This is a genomic window from Gilliamella sp. Occ3-1 (assembly GCF_001690655.1).
Lineage (GTDB): Bacteria > Pseudomonadota > Gammaproteobacteria > Enterobacterales > Orbaceae > Gilliamella > Gilliamella apicola_P.
Map to the genome: position 1 here is coordinate 106,553 of NZ_LZHQ01000034.1, position 16,910 is coordinate 123,462.

General features: G+C 33.4%; 16 protein-coding genes and 1 tRNA gene. 6 read left to right on the forward strand and 11 right to left on the reverse strand.

Translation table 11 applies throughout. From position 1 onward, the window contains the following. Nucleotides 1-33 precede the first annotated feature (33 nt). From A9G43_RS10175 to trmB, 4 genes are all read right to left on the reverse strand, one after another. Entirely contained in the window at nucleotides 34-1,308 is a 1,275-nt protein-coding gene (locus tag A9G43_RS10175; protein ID WP_065608695.1) for an MFS transporter, read from the reverse strand. A gap of 547 nt (nucleotides 1,309-1,855) precedes the next feature. After that, nucleotides 1,856-3,019, reverse strand: coding sequence for a histidine-type phosphatase (locus A9G43_RS10180; RefSeq protein ID WP_176701728.1), 1,164 nt, complete (start codon nucleotides 3,017-3,019; stop codon nucleotides 1,856-1,858). Continuing rightward, the gene (gene nfsA / locus A9G43_RS10185) at nucleotides 3,016-3,741 is read right to left on the reverse strand and encodes an oxygen-insensitive NADPH nitroreductase (protein WP_065608697.1); all 726 of its coding nucleotides are present in this window, start codon (nucleotides 3,739-3,741) and stop codon (nucleotides 3,016-3,018) included. Before nfsA ends, A9G43_RS10180 begins: the two co-directional genes overlap by 4 nt. 18 nt (nucleotides 3,742-3,759) lie before the next feature. Beyond that, nucleotides 3,760-4,464, reverse strand: coding sequence for a tRNA (guanosine(46)-N7)-methyltransferase TrmB (gene trmB, locus A9G43_RS10190; RefSeq protein ID WP_065608698.1), 705 nt, complete (start codon nucleotides 4,462-4,464; stop codon nucleotides 3,760-3,762). A gap of 253 nt (nucleotides 4,465-4,717) precedes the next feature. Here trmB and A9G43_RS10195 point away from each other — a divergent pair, with 253 nt between their 5' ends. Both A9G43_RS10195 and pth read left to right on the forward strand, forming a co-directional pair. Beyond that, nucleotides 4,718-5,665 carry a ribose-phosphate pyrophosphokinase gene (locus A9G43_RS10195; RefSeq protein WP_034915766.1) on the forward strand — a complete coding sequence of 316 codons (948 nt, stop codon included), beginning with the start codon at nucleotides 4,718-4,720 and terminating at the stop codon, nucleotides 5,663-5,665. Between the two features lie 75 nt (nucleotides 5,666-5,740). Continuing rightward, nucleotides 5,741-6,325: an aminoacyl-tRNA hydrolase gene (pth, locus tag A9G43_RS10200; protein WP_065608699.1), complete on the forward strand. Its 585-nt coding sequence runs from the start codon at nucleotides 5,741-5,743 to the stop codon at nucleotides 6,323-6,325. Nucleotides 6,326-6,431: 106 nt separating this feature from the next. Here the strand turns inward: pth and A9G43_RS10205 are convergent, their stop codons facing one another. The 3 genes from A9G43_RS10205 to A9G43_RS10215 all read right to left on the reverse strand — a co-directional run bounded on the left by A9G43_RS10205 (nucleotide 6,432) and on the right by A9G43_RS10215 (nucleotide 9,123). Then, a complete protein-coding gene (locus A9G43_RS10205; protein WP_065608700.1) occupies nucleotides 6,432-6,863 on the reverse strand; it encodes a DUF3597 domain-containing protein in 432 nt (143 codons plus the stop codon). A gap of 245 nt (nucleotides 6,864-7,108) precedes the next feature. Further along, the gene (uxuA, locus tag A9G43_RS10210; protein ID WP_065608701.1) at nucleotides 7,109-8,290 is read right to left on the reverse strand and encodes a mannonate dehydratase; all 1,182 of its coding nucleotides are present in this window, start codon (nucleotides 8,288-8,290) and stop codon (nucleotides 7,109-7,111) included. Between the two features lie 71 nt (nucleotides 8,291-8,361). After that, nucleotides 8,362-9,123: a GntR family transcriptional regulator gene (locus tag A9G43_RS10215; protein ID WP_065608702.1), complete on the reverse strand. Its 762-nt coding sequence runs from the start codon at nucleotides 9,121-9,123 to the stop codon at nucleotides 8,362-8,364. Nucleotides 9,124-9,400: 277 nt separating this feature from the next. Here A9G43_RS10215 and A9G43_RS10220 point away from each other — a divergent pair, with 277 nt between their 5' ends. After that, nucleotides 9,401-10,870: a mannitol dehydrogenase family protein gene (locus A9G43_RS10220; protein WP_065608703.1), complete on the forward strand. Its 1,470-nt coding sequence runs from the start codon at nucleotides 9,401-9,403 to the stop codon at nucleotides 10,868-10,870. A gap of 219 nt (nucleotides 10,871-11,089) precedes the next feature. Here the strand turns inward: A9G43_RS10220 and trmL are convergent, their stop codons facing one another. From trmL to thiI, 4 genes are all read right to left on the reverse strand, one after another. Continuing rightward, nucleotides 11,090-11,575 carry a tRNA (uridine(34)/cytosine(34)/5-carboxymethylaminomethyluridine(34)-2'-O)-methyltransferase TrmL gene (gene trmL, locus A9G43_RS10225; protein ID WP_255308783.1) on the reverse strand — a complete coding sequence of 162 codons (486 nt, stop codon included), beginning with the start codon at nucleotides 11,573-11,575 and terminating at the stop codon, nucleotides 11,090-11,092. A gap of 19 nt (nucleotides 11,576-11,594) precedes the next feature. Next, nucleotides 11,595-12,977, reverse strand: a complete 1,383-nt coding sequence (gene cpxA, locus A9G43_RS10230) for an envelope stress sensor histidine kinase CpxA (RefSeq protein WP_065608705.1) — start codon at nucleotides 12,975-12,977, stop codon at nucleotides 11,595-11,597. A gap of 29 nt (nucleotides 12,978-13,006) precedes the next feature. Then, the gene (locus A9G43_RS10235) at nucleotides 13,007-13,729 is read right to left on the reverse strand and encodes a response regulator (RefSeq protein ID WP_065608706.1); all 723 of its coding nucleotides are present in this window, start codon (nucleotides 13,727-13,729) and stop codon (nucleotides 13,007-13,009) included. 118 nt (nucleotides 13,730-13,847) lie between these two features. Beyond that, nucleotides 13,848-15,296, reverse strand: a complete 1,449-nt coding sequence (gene thiI, locus A9G43_RS10240) for a tRNA uracil 4-sulfurtransferase ThiI (RefSeq protein ID WP_065608707.1) — start codon at nucleotides 15,294-15,296, stop codon at nucleotides 13,848-13,850. 296 nt (nucleotides 15,297-15,592) lie between these two features. Here thiI and secG point away from each other — a divergent pair, with 296 nt between their 5' ends. From secG to A9G43_RS10255, 3 genes are all read left to right on the forward strand, one after another. Next, nucleotides 15,593-15,967, forward strand: coding sequence for a preprotein translocase subunit SecG (secG, locus tag A9G43_RS10245; protein ID WP_065608708.1), 375 nt, complete (start codon nucleotides 15,593-15,595; stop codon nucleotides 15,965-15,967). A gap of 7 nt (nucleotides 15,968-15,974) precedes the next feature. Next, a tRNA-Leu gene (locus tag A9G43_RS10250) sits at nucleotides 15,975-16,060 on the forward strand. 187 nt (nucleotides 16,061-16,247) lie between these two features. Continuing rightward, entirely contained in the window at nucleotides 16,248-16,904 is a 657-nt protein-coding gene (locus A9G43_RS10255) for an integrase arm-type DNA-binding domain-containing protein (RefSeq protein ID WP_065608709.1), read from the forward strand. The last annotated feature ends 6 nt before the right edge of the window (nucleotides 16,905-16,910 follow it).

The following is a 16,910-nucleotide window of genomic DNA, read 5'->3' on the forward strand; positions in this document are numbered from 1 at the left end:
ATCTAGTTCAATAATAGTTACAATGAGTGTCTGCTAATCTTCAGACCCTTTACTGTTGTTATGTTTCCACAGATCCCATGGCCCACGCCCTGATAATGTAAAGGATGAAATAAGCGTAAAACTCAATGCGATTAAGCCAAGGATTAAATATGCTCCTTCAAAACCTATTTTAACATACATTAACCCTGCAAAAGTGGACATAAACATGATAGATAATTGTTTTGCAAAACAAAATGCAATTAAGTAAACAGTTGCTGATAAGTGAATAGAGAAGTGTTTAGTAATATATTTAAATGCACCGACAAGTAATAAAGGTGCTTCGAACATATGTAGCGTTTTTAATATCACCACTTCAACTGCTGTACTGGCAAATGCTGAACCTGTAATACGAATAGACATGATAGCACCAGCAATAAGTAATGTATTTTTACTGCCTATTTTCATTACAATCAGAGGAGCAAAAAACATCACAGTGGCATTTAAAAATTCACCAAGTGTTGTTACATAACCAAAAGCTTCACGACCCACTTGTTCGTTAACAAAAAATGATGTAAAAAAGTTTGCAAACTGTTGATCAAATACATCATAAGTACAAGCAACCCCAACTATGTAAAGCATGAAGAACCATGTTTTACGCATACTAAGTAAATCAAGGGCAAGTTTTAGATTGAATGGTTTTGGTTTATTTAATCCCATCTGCTCAACGACTTCAGTCGTCGTGGTTCTTGCAGGATCGGCGATTTTAACTAAAACTAAAAGAATCAATGCAAATCCAGAACATAACCAAAAAACGGCATTGACATCTTTAGAAATCATAATTCCAACAAACGAAGCACATATAGCCCAACCAAAACAGCCAAACATGCGACATCGACCAAATTCAAAACCACTACGTCGACTTATTTTTTCGACAAGTGCTTCAATAGCTGGTGCCCCCCCACTAAATACCATACCAAGATAAAATCCACCAACAATTGCGCCCAAGGTGACATTTAATTTAAGTAATGGCCCTAAAACGAAGATAAAAAATGGACCAAATAGTACAAGAAGAAGTGTGATAACCCAAAGAAGATGTTTTTTTAATCCTAGTTTATCAGAAATTAACCCAAACAAGGGTTGAAAAAAAAGTGCAAATAGTGAAATAAATGAAAAAACGTACCCAGTATTTGCCTCATCAAGTCCGTTCATTTTTAGCCAAACGGGGAAAAAAGGGCAGTATGCTCCCATAATAAAAAAGTACAGAAAGAAGTAGAGACTGAATATCCAATAATTCTTATTACTTAGTGATGACTTTATTTTTTGATTCATAATGAACTTCCTTTGTTAGGTCTTAAATGATCGCTCAATCATTTAAAAAACTTCTGTATGTATATGAACAGGTAAGTTATTTGTTGAGGCGATAATAGCACTAAAATAATTTTGAAAAAGTGATCTAGATAACATTTTATGAAATCGATTACATTTGATGTTAAATTAATTTTTGTTAAAAAGTTTCAGGTAGATATACGTTTCAGTATAAATTTTGTGTTTTATGATGAATAAAAGTACTGATTAATGATCAGTTATTTATTAATAATAAAGTTCAAAAGCAATTACTTGAGATAAAAATAGAATTAAATAAAGAAAATGCAATTAAAAATTGAAATCGATTACATATAGCTATTTGTGCTTTATTTAGCCTATTGTAATTGACTATGATTTAAGTAAGCTAAACAATTAACATTTATACTGAAACGTATGTCTACCTGAAACTTTTTTACAAGGAACTTTTTATTAATTAGAATTAGCTTAACTTTTTATTATTAACTTGTTTAATCTCAGTTAGATAGGAAAAATTAGATAATCTAATGATTAATTAACTAGTTTTAATTGATTTTATTCGTTCCTCAAAATCTGACCAATAATAATAACCATCATTATTAACAGAAGCATTTTCCAAATGAAGTTGATAATGTTGTGGTAAATTATTGTCATCAAGTGCTAGCCCGTTATGGAGTTGTTCAAAACTTTGATAAATATATTCGGCTTTAAAAAAGTATTCGCCTGTAGATAGGTGACGAAAACGCTGTAAAGCTACTTTTCCACCAATTGGGGTTATTTCAAATTGATTTGGTAGTTGGTAGTCTTTAAAGTCTAATGCACCCAGTAATGAAGCGATGGTACTATCGTGACCAACAAGTAAATTGACTTTACTATCTCTTAGCATAAGATCGTTTATCATGTTGATAATAAGTGCAGCTGAGTGTTTGGCAAGCGTCTTAGAATGGCAAACTAAATTTATATATTGATTACGAATTGCGCTAATTTGTTGCCACTGCTCTTGGCTAGTCAGTCTACCCCATGCAATTTGTTCTTTTGGAAAGGCTGAATAGTATTGCAATAAGAATGCATCAACGGCTGAAATACCTATCGCAAGTGGTCCGAGGAGTGCTGGTTCTTCATGTTTTTTAAAATAAAGTTCGGATGGAATATCGGCTAAATCGCATTTATATTCAGCATATAATTTTGAATGCTTATAATCCAAAATATCGGAAAGGGTTTCATAAGCTGGTGCTAGGCTTTTAAAAATATTAGCTGCTTTGTCAGCTTCTTCAATATCACGCAATACCGCATTTTTAAACTCAGTTGAATCGTCTTGCAAGCTAGGATCGAAAATCGGATCCATTTTTTCAATGGCATATTTATGATGAATAGGAATATCATACCCAGCAAAGGCACCAGCTGTCATAAATTGAGCGGTCGCGACAGTTCTTTGCAGACTATTAGAATACACGAATAATTCAGTATCATGTTTTGATAATTTTATATTGTGTTTTTCAAGCCAAGTCGATAAATAGCTGCCAAAATAAACTTCTAATATTCCACCACGAGTGGTCAAATAACCATATGGATGATCCCATTTAGGCCATTTAAAGGGAGTAACTTTTTCTAAAAACTGCAAAGTATTTTGCAATGGCGTACGAATACCATGACGGCTAAGTATAACGACTTTATCTAATTGGTAATGGTTATTTTTCATTTTGTGATCCATCCTTGTTTATGTAAATAATCTAAAATAAAATCACGTTGTTCATTATTTATTGTATTTGCAATTTTATCACTCCAACCACCGGTTTTTTGATTAGTACTACGGTTTTGATAGTAATCACCTATTTGGGTATCATATTTTGCTAAAGTTGCATGATCAAGTGGTTGATATTGGTTTTCAAAAAAGAGAAGCTCTTTAGGTAACCTCGGTTTTATTTCTGGATTATGATCGGGGTAACCAAGGCAAAGCCCAAAAAGAGGAAGAACATATTTTGGTAACTCAAGTAATTGGGTTACTTTATCAAGATCATTTCGCAGTCCACCAATATACACAGCACCAAGTCCTAAGGATTCAGCCGCTATTACTGCATTTTGAGCCATAATTGCTGTATCAACACAGCCCAATAATAACTGCTCTGCTTTGCCAAGATTAAGTGTTGGATCTATTTGAAAATGACGATTAAAATCGGCGCAAAATACCCAAAATTCAGGGGGTTGGTTAATATATTTTTGATCACCAGCATAATGAGCTAGTTTTTCGCGTTTTTTAGGATCTGTAATACGAATAATTGTCGAACATTGAATAAAGTTAGAACTAGAAGCCGACTGTGCTGATCGAACTATAGACGTTATTTGTTCTTGAGTTAAACTAGTTGTTTTATAAGCACGAATAGAGCGGTGTCGACAAAGTAGATCGATAGTTTGATTTTGCATAGTGGCTCCTTAGCATAATTATTTGTTTACAAATTGAAGATCCCAAACGCCATGACCTAAATTTTGACCTCGTTTTTCAAATTTAGTAATTGGTCTATCATCAGGTCTCGGAATATAGTCATCGCTTGGTGATAAATTTTCAAAACCTTCAGCTTGGGTTAAAACCTCTAACATATGTTCTGCATAATGTTGCCAATCGGTAGCTAGGTGCAAAATTCCACCTAATTTTAATTTTTGTCGAATTAACTGTACAAATTGGGGTTGAATAATGCGGCGCTTGTTATGTCTTGCTTTATGCCAAGGATCAGGGAAAAAAATTTGTACTTTGTCTAATGTATGATTAGGGATCATATTTTCTAATACTTCAACAGCATCGTGACACATCACTTTTAAGTTTGATAATTGATTTTCTTCAATTGCCATCAAACAAGCACCAACACCGGGTTTGTGTACTTCTATTCCTAAAAAATTCTTATTAGGTGCATTTTTAGCCATTTCAATTAACGAAGCACCCATACCAAATCCAATTTCAAGAACAGTCGGTTTGTTAGAGTCAAAAACCATTGGTGAATTTACATCATATTCAATACCAAATACCGGCCATAAACTTATTAATGCCTGTTCTTGACCTTTTGTTAAACGACCTTGCCGCAAAACAAAACTACGAATGGTTCTTTTAGATTTGATATTTTCGTTATCTGAGTTTAATTGTTCGTTCATCACGTTATCTACTTTTGTTGTGGAATTTATTAAAGCCAAAGAATGGCTTGTTAGTTAGTTTACTCGATTTTGAGTTCACAGCAAAAGCATCTTATGGCCAAATTGTTTTATTTAATGATTTATAAAAATATATCAAATATTTTCAATATATTTTTATATTGTAGTTGAGCATAATCGATAAATGATTATATAATTATAGCCCCAAATTAACCGATTACGAATAAAGTAATCATGAATACATGCTTGAGGATTTCTCGTGCCTGATATGAAGCTTTTTGCTGGTAATGCCACACCTGAACTAGCAAAGCGTATAGCTAATCGTCTTTATACTTCTCTTGGTGACATTGTGGTAAGCCGTTTTAGTGATGGTGAAGTTAATGTCCAAATCAATGAAAATGTCCGTGGTGAAGATGTTTTTATTATTCAATCAACTTGTGCTCCTACCAATGACAATTTAATGGAATTATTAGTTATGATCGATGCAATGCGCCGAGCATCTGCTGGTCGTATTACTGCTGTTATTCCTTATTTTGGTTATGCAAGGCAAGATCGTCGAGTTCGTTCGGCTCGTGTACCTATCACTGCTAAAGTTGTTGCTGATTTTCTATCAACTGTTGGTGTCGATAGGGTATTAACCGTTGATCTTCATGCCGAACAAATTCAAGGCTTCTTTGATGTGCCTGTTGATAATGTATTTGGTAGCCCTGTTATTTTAGAAGATATGCTACAACGTGAGTTTGATCGCCCAATTGTTGTTTCCCCTGATATTGGCGGAGTGGTGCGTGCTCGTGCGATAGCTAAACTACTTAATGATACTGATATGGCAATTATTGATAAACGTCGTCAACGTGCCAATGAAGCAGAAGTGATGAATATTATTGGCGATGTTGCTGATAGAGATTGTATCTTAGTTGATGATATGATTGATACTGCAGGAACACTTTGTAAAGCAGCTGATGCTTTAAAAGCGCGAGGTGCCAAAAGAGTATTTGCTTATGCTACCCACCCGATATTTTCAGGTAAAGCAGTAAGTAACATTAAAAACTGTGCTATTGATGAAATTGTTGTTTGTGACACAATTCCATTAACGGCTGAAGTAAAAGCATTGAAAAATGTTCGCCAATTAACATTATCAGGTATGCTTGCTGAAGCAATTCGTCGAATTAGTAACGAAGAATCAATTTCAGCAATGTTCCATCAATAACCTATTTTATCATTGGTATAATGCCCCTTTTTTGGGGCATTTTTATCGATAAAATCTAGTGACAATAAAAATATTATGACAAAGATAAAACTGATTGTAGGACTCGCCAATCCCGGAAATGAATATGCAGCAACAAGGCACAATGCAGGTGCGTGGTTTGTTGAGCAATTGGCTGAACGTTATAATAAATCATTAAAAAATGAACAAAAATTTTTTGGTTACACATCACGAATCAACATTTCAGGTCATGATGTACGTTTATTAGTTCCAACTACTTTCATGAATTTAAGTGGTAAAGCTGTTCAAGCTATGGCGACATTTTACCAAATAAAGCCAGAAGAGATCTTAGTTGCACATGATGAACTCGACTTAAATCCCGGAATAGCTAAACTTAAGTTTGGTGGTAGTCATGGTGGGCATAATGGGCTAAAAGATATTGCTAGTAAATTGGGAAATAATTTAAATTTTTATCGGTTAAGAATTGGTATTGGACATCCTGGCGATAAAAATAAAGTTGTTGGTTATGTTCTAAATAAGCCATCTAAACCTGAACAGGAATTAATTGATAAAGCTATTGACGAATCTTTGCGTTGTACAGATATCTTATTGTCTGATGGGATAGACGTTGCTATGAACAAGTTACATGCTTTTAAAGCTTAGTTAAATTATTGAATGTTTCAATAACGTAAAAATCAATAAATATCCACTTTAATAAAAAAAATCCACCTAAAATATTAGGCGGATTTAATTGTCTTAATATTCTCTTTTAAGAGAAAAGATGGGTTACATTACCACCTTTTTCAGCAATTTTTTTCATTACTTCTTTAATTAACCATGTATTCATTGCTGTGGTATCATCAGTATTGCCTGGATAATTCAGTTCTTTCGCTAGATTTTTTCGTGCATCTAAACTGCTATCTATACCTAATAATTTCAATAGATCAACGATAGATGTTTTCCAATTAAGCGTTTCAGGATGCTTTTTAGCTAAATTATCGAGAATAGAGGAAACATCAACATTAGTTGCGGATGCGCTTTGCTCTACTTTATCTTGGACTTTCTCTGAACCACTCGATACTGTATTTTTAACAGATGCGGTGATATTTTCAACTTTATCCTTCACAGCATCAACTGCATTATCTACTGTTGCTTGAGCACTTGGAAATACTTTGGAAAAAATGTTATTTAAAATGTTCATATTACATCTCCTTTAAATTTAAACTGCTTTAAAAAAACTGCTTAACGATATAGATGTAGAAAAGATCACATTCAATATAGCGCTTAGAAGAATGTAATGTCAAAATTATTACACATTAATAGCATTTTCTGTATTACGATAAACTGTTTATCAATATATTAAAAAATTATTTTATATCAAAAAAATGCCCTTAAAAGGGCATTAGAATTTTGACTAACTAATTATAATTAATTAATTTAGTTCAATTAGTTAAAAAAAGCTCGAAGAATAGCATACTCAACACCACGAATTTCGGCTAAACCTCGTAAGCGACCTATGGAGGAATAACCTGGATTTGTCTTTTTCTTCAGATCGTCCAACATTTGATGTCCATGATCTGGACGAACAGGGATTGAGCGTTTGATTCCTGCTTTTTTACGTCTCTGTTCTTCTGTAATGAGCGCCTTTATCACGGCATACATGTCAACATCACCAGCTAAATGATCGCCTTCATGAAAAGATAATGGATTTTCTTCTCGAACTGTTGCCCGTAAGTGAATGAAATGAACACGATCAGCAAATTTTTCAACCATTGTTGCCAAATCATTATCGTTACGAACTCCATAAGATCCTGTACAGAAACAAAAGCCATTATGAATACTGTCAACTGTATCTTTAATCCATTGCATATCTTCGATAGTTGAAACTATACGAGGTAAACCCAAGATAGGTCGAGGAGGATCATCAGGATGTACTGTTAATACCACACCAACTTCTTCTGCAACAGGTACAATAGCTTTTAAAAAATAGGCATAATTTTCACGTAATTTGTTTTTATCAATACCATCATAGGTTGCAAGGTGTGCCCTAAATTGATCAAGAGAATAACCTTCTTCTGCACCAGGTAAGCCAGCGATAATGTTAGCGATAAGCTTATCTTTGTCTGATTGTGTCATTTTTTCAAAATAAGATTTAGCTGAAGCTATATCCTCTTTTGAGTAATCTTTTTCTGCATTGGGTCTTTGTAATATAAAGATATCAAATGCTGCAAACGCTGTTTGGTCAAAACGTAATGCTTTTGAACCATCAGGCAACTCATAAGCTAGATCAGTACGAGTCCAATCTAAAACTGGCATAAAATTGTAACAAACAGTATCAATGCCACAAGCTGCTAAATTTCTAATAGACTGTTTGTAATTTTCAATATGCTGCAAAACGTTTCCTGTATGGGTTTTTATTTCTTCATGGACAGGAATACTTTCTACAACAGACCATGTTAATCCTTTTTCTTCAATAATATTTTTTCGTTTTTGAATTTCTTCAATAGTCCAAACTTCTCCATTGGGAATATGGTGTAAAGCTGTAACAATTCCAGTTGCTCCAGCTTGTTTAATATCATCTAATGATACTGGGTCATTTGGTCCAAACCAACGCATCGTTTGTTCCATATAAATTTCCTTCACGATTTCATTTTGTTTTTCTAAAATAATAAAGATCTATAAACAATGCTGATTATTATCTATTGATTAACAATGTTAACCGGAATTGAGTCAAATAAATAACCATCAAAATTTGGATCTTCGCTATCCGAAACTGCCATTAATGTTTGTTTAACATTTTCTAAATGTTGCCACATAGCATGACGTGCGGCCATTGCATCTTTTACCTGTAACGCTTGTAAAATTTTTTCATGATCATAAAGCCATTTTTTTCGATAACTATAATCAGTAATTCGGCTGTGTAGTTGACCCCACATTTTGCTAGCAGTACGTTTTTGCCACAAATCATTTAACAGACTTTCAAGTATTGAATTCTTGGTCGCTCTTGCTATTGCAATATGAAACATTTCATCTGCACTATAATCATCTAAAATATCTTGTTCTAAAATTTGTCGTTCTTTTTCTAAAATAGCTTTTAACTCAATAATATCTGATTTTACAATTTGCGAAGCGGCAAAAGCGGCAATATTACTTTCAATTAATTGTCTAGCTTGTAATAGTTCAAAAGGGCCAAAATCATCTTCTTCAATTTTTTTATCTGTTTCTGATAATATTTCATTTGGTAAACCAATTACATATACACCAGAACCTTTTTTGACAGTGACTAGATTTTCTAATTCTAGCATAATTAACGCTTCTCTTACTACGGTTCTACTTACATTAAATGCCTCTGCAATATCTCTTTCTGGCGGTAATCGGTCACCAATTTTATAGGTACCACCTTTTAATAGTGATTTAAGTTCATTACCAATTTCTTGATATAGCCGATTAATTGTTAGCATTATTTATAATCCTTATTCTAATTTCGGTCTAATTTGAGTAATTATACGCTAATTATTACAAGTACTATAAGTCAATTATGGGATAAATTGATTTAATTTCATAATTGGCATGCCAATATAGTTTCGTATTATAGATTTTTTTGAACATCATATATAAAATAAACCAAAAAATGTGATTTATATCGCAAAAAAGAAAAAATTGGGATGAAATGTTTGCCAACAAATGAAAACATGTCTAACCAATAAAGTAATTAAACAGATAATCACGGTGAATAAAATGTTAAATTTATTAAATCTTCCTAAATCAATCCAACATAGACCTTTATATGATCGGCAAAAAATAACCTCACGAATTGTTCATTTGGGATTCGGTGCTTTTCACCGTGCTCATCAAGCGTTATTGACCGATCGTTTACTTAACAAGGGAAGCTGTGACTGGGGTATTTGTGAAGTTAATATTGTTGGTGGTGAAGAATTAATTAATGAAATTCGTAAACAAGACCATTTGTATACTGTGTTAGAAAAAGGTGCAACATCAAAAGAAGCATTTATTATTGGTAGCGTAAAAGAATCATTATTAACACCAACAGATGGCATAGATGCAATTTTAGAAAAGATGACGGATCCAGTAATTGAAATTGTTTCATTAACAGTAACAGAAAAAGGATATTGCATGTTACCTAGTGGAGCTGGATTAGATTTGAATAATGCATTAATTAAAACTGACTTAGCAAATCCAACAAAGCCTATGTCTGCCCCAGGTGTTATTGTTGAGGCGCTTTATAGAAGAATGCAACGAGGGTTAAAATCCTTTACTGCTTTATCATGCGATAATATTCCTGAAAATGGATTGGTCTTAAAAAAAGCAATATTAGGATTAGCTAACGCTCGAGATCCACAATTAGCAAATTGGATTGAGTCTAATACAACATTCCCATGCACTATGGTTGACCGTATTGTCCCTGCCGCAACATCCGAAACATTAACTGAAATAGAAGATACATTAGGCGGTATGTTTGATCCATGTGGTATTGCTTGTGAACCTTTTATTCAATGGGTTATAGAAGATAATTTTGTCACTAACCGCCCTAATTGGAATGAAGTCGGTGCTGAATTTGTGGATAATGTTGTTCCATATGAAGAAATGAAACTTCGTATGCTAAATGGTAGCCATTCTTTTTTAGCCTACCTAGGCTATTTGGCCGGTTACGAGCACATTAATGATTGCATGAATGATGTTAATTATAAAAAAGCAACTTTAACATTGATGATACAACAACAAGCACCAACACTTCACGTCCCTAGTCATGTTAATTTGCAACAATATGCAAACAAACTTATCGAACGTTTTAGTAATCCATCATTAAAACATAAAACATGGCAGATTGCGATGGATGGTACTCAAAAATTGCCTCAAAGAATGCTCGATTCAATCCGTTGGCATATCAAAAATGGTTCAGATTTTTCATTGCTAGCTTTAGGGGTTGCGAGTTGGATGCGCTATATTGGCGGCATCGATGATAATAACCAGCCAATAGATTTACGAGATCCAATGAGTGAGCAACTACAAACTATTGTTAAAACGAGCAACGATGGCGTTGAACGAGTGAATGCACTATTACGTCTAGGGGCTGTCTTTGGTTTAGATTTGCCGAACAATGCATTATTTAAAGAAAAGGTAACAATACATTACCTTTCTTTAATGAAATATGGGGCAAAACAAACTGTCAGCAATTTATCAAACTAAGGTTATTAAACTAAGAGCGGATTAAATATAATGAAAAACTTTTTGTTACAAACCAAAGTCGCGCAAAGACTCTATTTTGATTATGCAGCAGATCAATTTTTACCAAAATAGATTATAATCAATAAAATTTTTTGTAATTTAATCCAGATTTAGCTTGCTGGTGATCACTATAAATAGAGAATACTTAGTACCGCAGGTATAACTGAGTAAAATTAAATTTTATTTTGCCCCCACATAATTTAACTGACGCCATGACTCATAAACAACAACGGCTACAGAATTAGATAAATTTATACTACGACTAGTCGCTAGCATAGGAATGCGAATTTTTTTATTTTGAGGTAATGCATCAAGTATGGTTTTAGGTAAGCCACGGGTTTCTGGTCCAAACATTAAGAAGTCATTTTGCTGGTAATTGACTTCACTATGTGGTTTTTGCCCTTTTGTGGTTAAAGCATAAACTTGGGTTAACAGGTCAATTTGATTGGCATCTAGAAAATGGTTGAGATTTTTATAACGTTTTACATCAACAAATTCTTGATAATCAAGTCCTGCTCGTCTTAATTTTTTGTTATCCCAGAAAAAGCCCATTGGTTCAATAATATGTAAATTGAAACCAGTGTTAGCACAAAGGCGGATAATATTTCCTGTATTAGCAGGAATTTCGGGTTCAAATAAAACGATGTTTAAGGCTGAATTTGACACAACTTTTCTCATTTATTATTTATTGATGTTTATGAATTGGCAATATTATCACAATTCTAAGTCCACCAAGATGACTTTTTTCTGCTTTTACAGTACCGTGATCGCGTATGATGGCATTAGCTACAATAGCGAGCCCTAATCCAGTTCCACCAGATTCACGATCTCGAGCTTCGCTTGTACGATAAAAAGGTCTAAAAATTTGTTCTAGTTCACTTTCAGCAACTCCTGGACCATCATCATCAATTGTAATTGTTAGCTTTTGTTGTTGTGCTACAAAATTAATGTCGATCTGTTTATTTGAATAGCGAAATGCGTTGCGTATAACGTTTTCAAGTGCGCTACACAAAGCAATTGGATAGCATAATATAGTATGGTTAGTTGGAAAATTTGTAACGACCAACGTTTTACCTATTTGTTCTGCTTCAAAAGTGGCATTATCAAGCACCTGTTTAAATAAAATATTAATTTTATTAACCTCACGAATTTCATTATTGTCATATTGTTGCCTTGCCAATGACAATAAGTCACCAATCATAGAATCTAATTTCATCGCTTCATTATTAATACGTATAACTTCACTGCTTTCTCCTTGTTTGCGCCGCAATAGTGATGTAGCAAGCTGCAAACGAGTCAAAGGAGTGCGTAATTCATGAGAAATATCTGAAAACAAACGCTGCTGTACTTTTTGCATTCGTTTAAGCTCTCTTAGCATATGGTTAAAACTAGCCCCCGTTGCTTTATATTCAGACGATCCTATTTGTTCTAGCTCAGGCCACTCTTGTAAATTTCCTTTTGCGACCTGATCAGCTGCTTTTTTTAGTCCGCGAGCTGGTTTTGCAATACTCCAAGATAACCATAGTAAAAAAGGAGAACTTGCCAGCATGGTCAAAGTTAATAGTAAAAAAGGATGATCAAATATAAAGTTGACTAATTGAGATTGAATATCTGTAGTTTGTTGTAGGATATATAATTGATATTCAGCATTAGCATAATGAATGAGAAAAGGTCCTATAATTTCTTGAGAATCATAGATTTTTTTTGCAGGATCTTTGACATCATGGGATTTTTCACTAAAGTTTTTGATTAAAGCAATATTTTTTGTTTCAGCTGTAATGATTTGCCCATTAGGAGTAACAATAAATAAAAATTGACCTGGTTTTTGATGACTATCCATGACAACAATAAAACGCATCCACCACCGAAAACTATCTTTTGGTACATTAATAAGATCATTTTCAATCTGATGTGCAAGCATATTACCAGCTTGTTTATCTTTGTTTGCTAAATAGGTTAAATTTCGAGAGTCAAGACTCGGCAAAACCATTATTAACATTAGGAAAAAAGCTATAGTCAATAAAAATATTGTGAAAATTCTGATTGTTAGCTTGTTAAAAAACCACATATTATGTTATCTGATTTTTCATTATAATGTTATTTGTGTAACAAATTGTTATTTTGATCAATAACAAATAAGTAACCTTTTGAACGTAATGTTTTAATCCAAGGTAAACCATCACTCCTAGGAGGAAGTTTTTTGCGTAAATTAGATACATGTACATCAATCGATCGAGCAAGTGGAATAAATTCTTTACCTAAAACAGATTCACTTAGTGTTTCACGTGTAATTATTTTGCCTGCATTTTCAAGAAATGTAAGCAACACTTGAAACTCAGTACCTGTTAAGTCAATATACTTGTTATCAAAAAAAACAGATTGTTGTTTTCGATTTACATTAAGTTTATCAACTGAATATTGAATTGGTTTTTCAAATCCATAGTTAGCTATATTATCCCAATAGGTTCTACGTAAAAGTGCATTAATTCGGGCAATAAGCTCTCTATCATTAAATGGTTTTATAATGTAATCATCAGCACCGAGTTCAAGTCCAATCACTTTATCATATTCATCATCTTTGGCTGTTAAAAGAATAACAGGTACAGTAAATTTACCTCTAAGCTGAGATAATAATCTAAATCCATTCATCTCAGGCATCATAATATCAAGTAAAATGAGATCTATTGTTTTATCAAATTTGTCTAAAGCCTGAATTCCATTATTTGCTATTTCAACTTGATACCCTTCTAACTCAAGCAGCTCTCGTAATAATAAGGTAATTTCCTGATCATCATCCACTACAAGTAATTTGCTGCTCATTGCAATCCTCTTTATCTAATTCACTCTTGATATTATTTCAATAACAAATATAGTTTTTATCCTAAAAAACTCATTATATGTAAAATTTACTAATAATATAGTAAATTATTGTTAAGTTTTATATAGAAAATATTTTTACGTTACTAAAACCTTGGTCAATTAAATAAAGCGCTTGTAACTTACTCATTACGCCACGATCACAATATAGCAAATATTGCTTTGATTGTTCCAAACGCCCAAATTGCGTTGCTAACTTATAAAATGGAATATGCTTAACTTCAATATCGCTCAATATAAGTGGGTTATCTTCCTGCTCTTCTGAAGAGCGAATATCAATAACTACGTGCTCGGCACTTAGAGTTGTGACAGTTTCAACATGAGCAATTTTTGTATCAGTTTGTTTTGCTATCTCACGAATATCAATATTTTCAGCCTCGGCAACTGCTTTATCCAAAATCGTGAAATTAAAATTCATTTCCTCTGCTTCAATTTTTTCTTTCACGGCTTTAACCGTTGGGCTTTTAGATATCACGCCACAAAATTCTGGCATTGTTTTAGCTATATCTTCAGTACCAATTTGACGCGCAATATTGATAATGGTTTCTTTGTCATGTGTGATTAAAGGACGTAAAACTAATGTATCACTGGCATTATCAATTAAACGTAAATTGGTAAGTGTTTGACTTGATACTTGCCCCAATGCTTCTCCAGTAACGAGAGCTTCCACTTTATAGCGTTGCGCAATTTTTGATGCCGCACGAATCATCATCCGTTTTAGAATAACTCCCATTTGCCCATCATCAATTTTTTCAAGAATTTCACCAACAACATCAGAAAAATCAATAGCAATGAAACGCACTTTATGCGAGCTACCAAAACGTTCCCATAGGTAATGAGCCATATGTTTAACGCCAATTTCGTGAGTTTTTCCACCAAGATTAAAGAAACAATAATGCACTCGGCTTCCGCGTCGCATTAGCATATAACTTGATACACCAGAATCAAAACCACCCGATATGAGCGAAAGAACATCTTCTTGTGTACCAGTTGGAAAACCGCCAATGCCAGCATGTCGACCTTTTACCAGCAGTAACTTTTCTTTGTCGATTTCAAGATGAACGGTGATTTCTGGACGAGTTAATTTAACCTTAGCCGAAGACACATGTTGATTAAGCCCACCACCAACATAACGTTCAACATCAATTGAAGTAAATTCATGTTTACCTCGACGCTTTACGCGTACACAAAACGTTTTGTTTTCAATTAATGGAGCATAATAATTTAATGCTTTTTCAAAAATATCATGCATATCAACAAAAGTGATTTCATCAACGGCTAAAATATGATGTATACCGGGGATCCGCGTTAATAACTCAAGTATCTTAGCTTCACTATTTTCAACTTTTGGACGAACTTCAATAAAATCCCAATGACGAATAACCGCAACATCTTCAATATGATGCTTTAAAATATTACGAATGTTACTTGTTAGTATTTTAATAAATCGTAAACGAACAGAATCACTTTTGATGGTAATTTCGGGAAAGAGCTTAACAATAAATTTCATAAAATCAATGCGAACTATTATAAAAATGCATCATTATACTTGTTTTACTCAAAAACTCACAATTGATTATGATAAATATATCTAATGACTGTTTTAATTTATTGCTTGAAATAAAATTAGTGAATACACAATAATACATCATCTACAGATAAAATAAGTATTTTTACTACCTGAAAAGTATAAATGCTTAAAATATATCAATCATATCTTAAATTTTACTTGCTTGTTGGACTGTCTTTCGCTAATATCTCGCATCAATAAATTCTGTTGTATAACATATAAATTGACAGGTTGAAATGTACGAATTTTTAATTATAAGCTATTTAATTATCGCGGTTATAATAGTTGCGTTAGTTTTAATACAACGAGGTAAAGGTGCTGACATGGGTTCATCATTTGGTGCTGGTGCATCCGCAACGTTATTTGGCTCTTCAGGTAGTGGGAATTTTTTAACTCGCGCTACTACTTTATTAGGTATTTTGTTTTTTGTAATAAGCATTTTACTTTCAAATTTAGGTAGCAAACCACGAATAACTTCATCTAGAGAATTTGAGAATATTGAAGATACTGTACCAGTAACAACACAGCTGAATGAAGGTAATACCGCACCTACTACAGCTCCAATTACTCAACCTGTACAGCAAAATTCAACTTCAGATATACCTGAATAATAACGGCGCCGTGGTGGTGAAATTGGTAGACACGCTATCTTGAGGGGGTAGTGCTCTAAGAGCATGCGGGTTCAAGTCCCGCCCACGGCACCAAATCAATAAACAATAACATTCTTTTAAACCCAAAAAAACACACCAAACACAGTAATAACAAGACTTAAAGTCTATTTTATTGCCCATTAAGTATCAGTAAGGTACATTTACAACCAAAATTTTTAGGACTATATTAAGGACTATGCAAACATATTAAAATAATTTCATAGTCCCATAAGAGAAAAGTATGCCTAAAAAAGTAACCCCAATGACGGATACACAAATAAAGAATGCCAAGCCACAAAGTAAAGATTATGCTATTTATGATGGAAATGGTTTGCTTTTACTTATTAAGTCAACGGGGACAAAAATATGGCAATTCAGATATTACCGCCCTATAACTAATAATAGGACTACTGTAAGCTTCGGAAGTTATCCAGAAGTTTCGCTACAGCAGGCACGAAAACAACGAGATGAAGCACGCGAATTAATTAAACAAGGGATAGATCCACAGCATTACAAAGCGGAACAAGAACAACGTAAGCAAGAAGCTTGTAATAATACCTTTTACGCTATGGCTGAGAAATGGTTCAAATTCAAAACAGAACAAGGTTTAGAAGAACAAACACTCAAAAAGGCTTGGCGTTCATTAGAAAATCATGTTTTCCCTTATATAAAAGATATTCCAATAAACCAAGTAACAGCTATCAAAGCAATTAACGCATTACAGCCATTAAATAACAATAATAAATACGAAACAGTAAAAAGAGTTTGTCGGCGAATTAATGAAATAATGTATTATGCTGTCAATATGGGAATTATCGATAATAACCCTCTAGCTAAAATCACCGACGTATTTAATAGCCCGAAAGTAAAAAAATCAGCCAACTATTCCCCCTACTGAGTTACC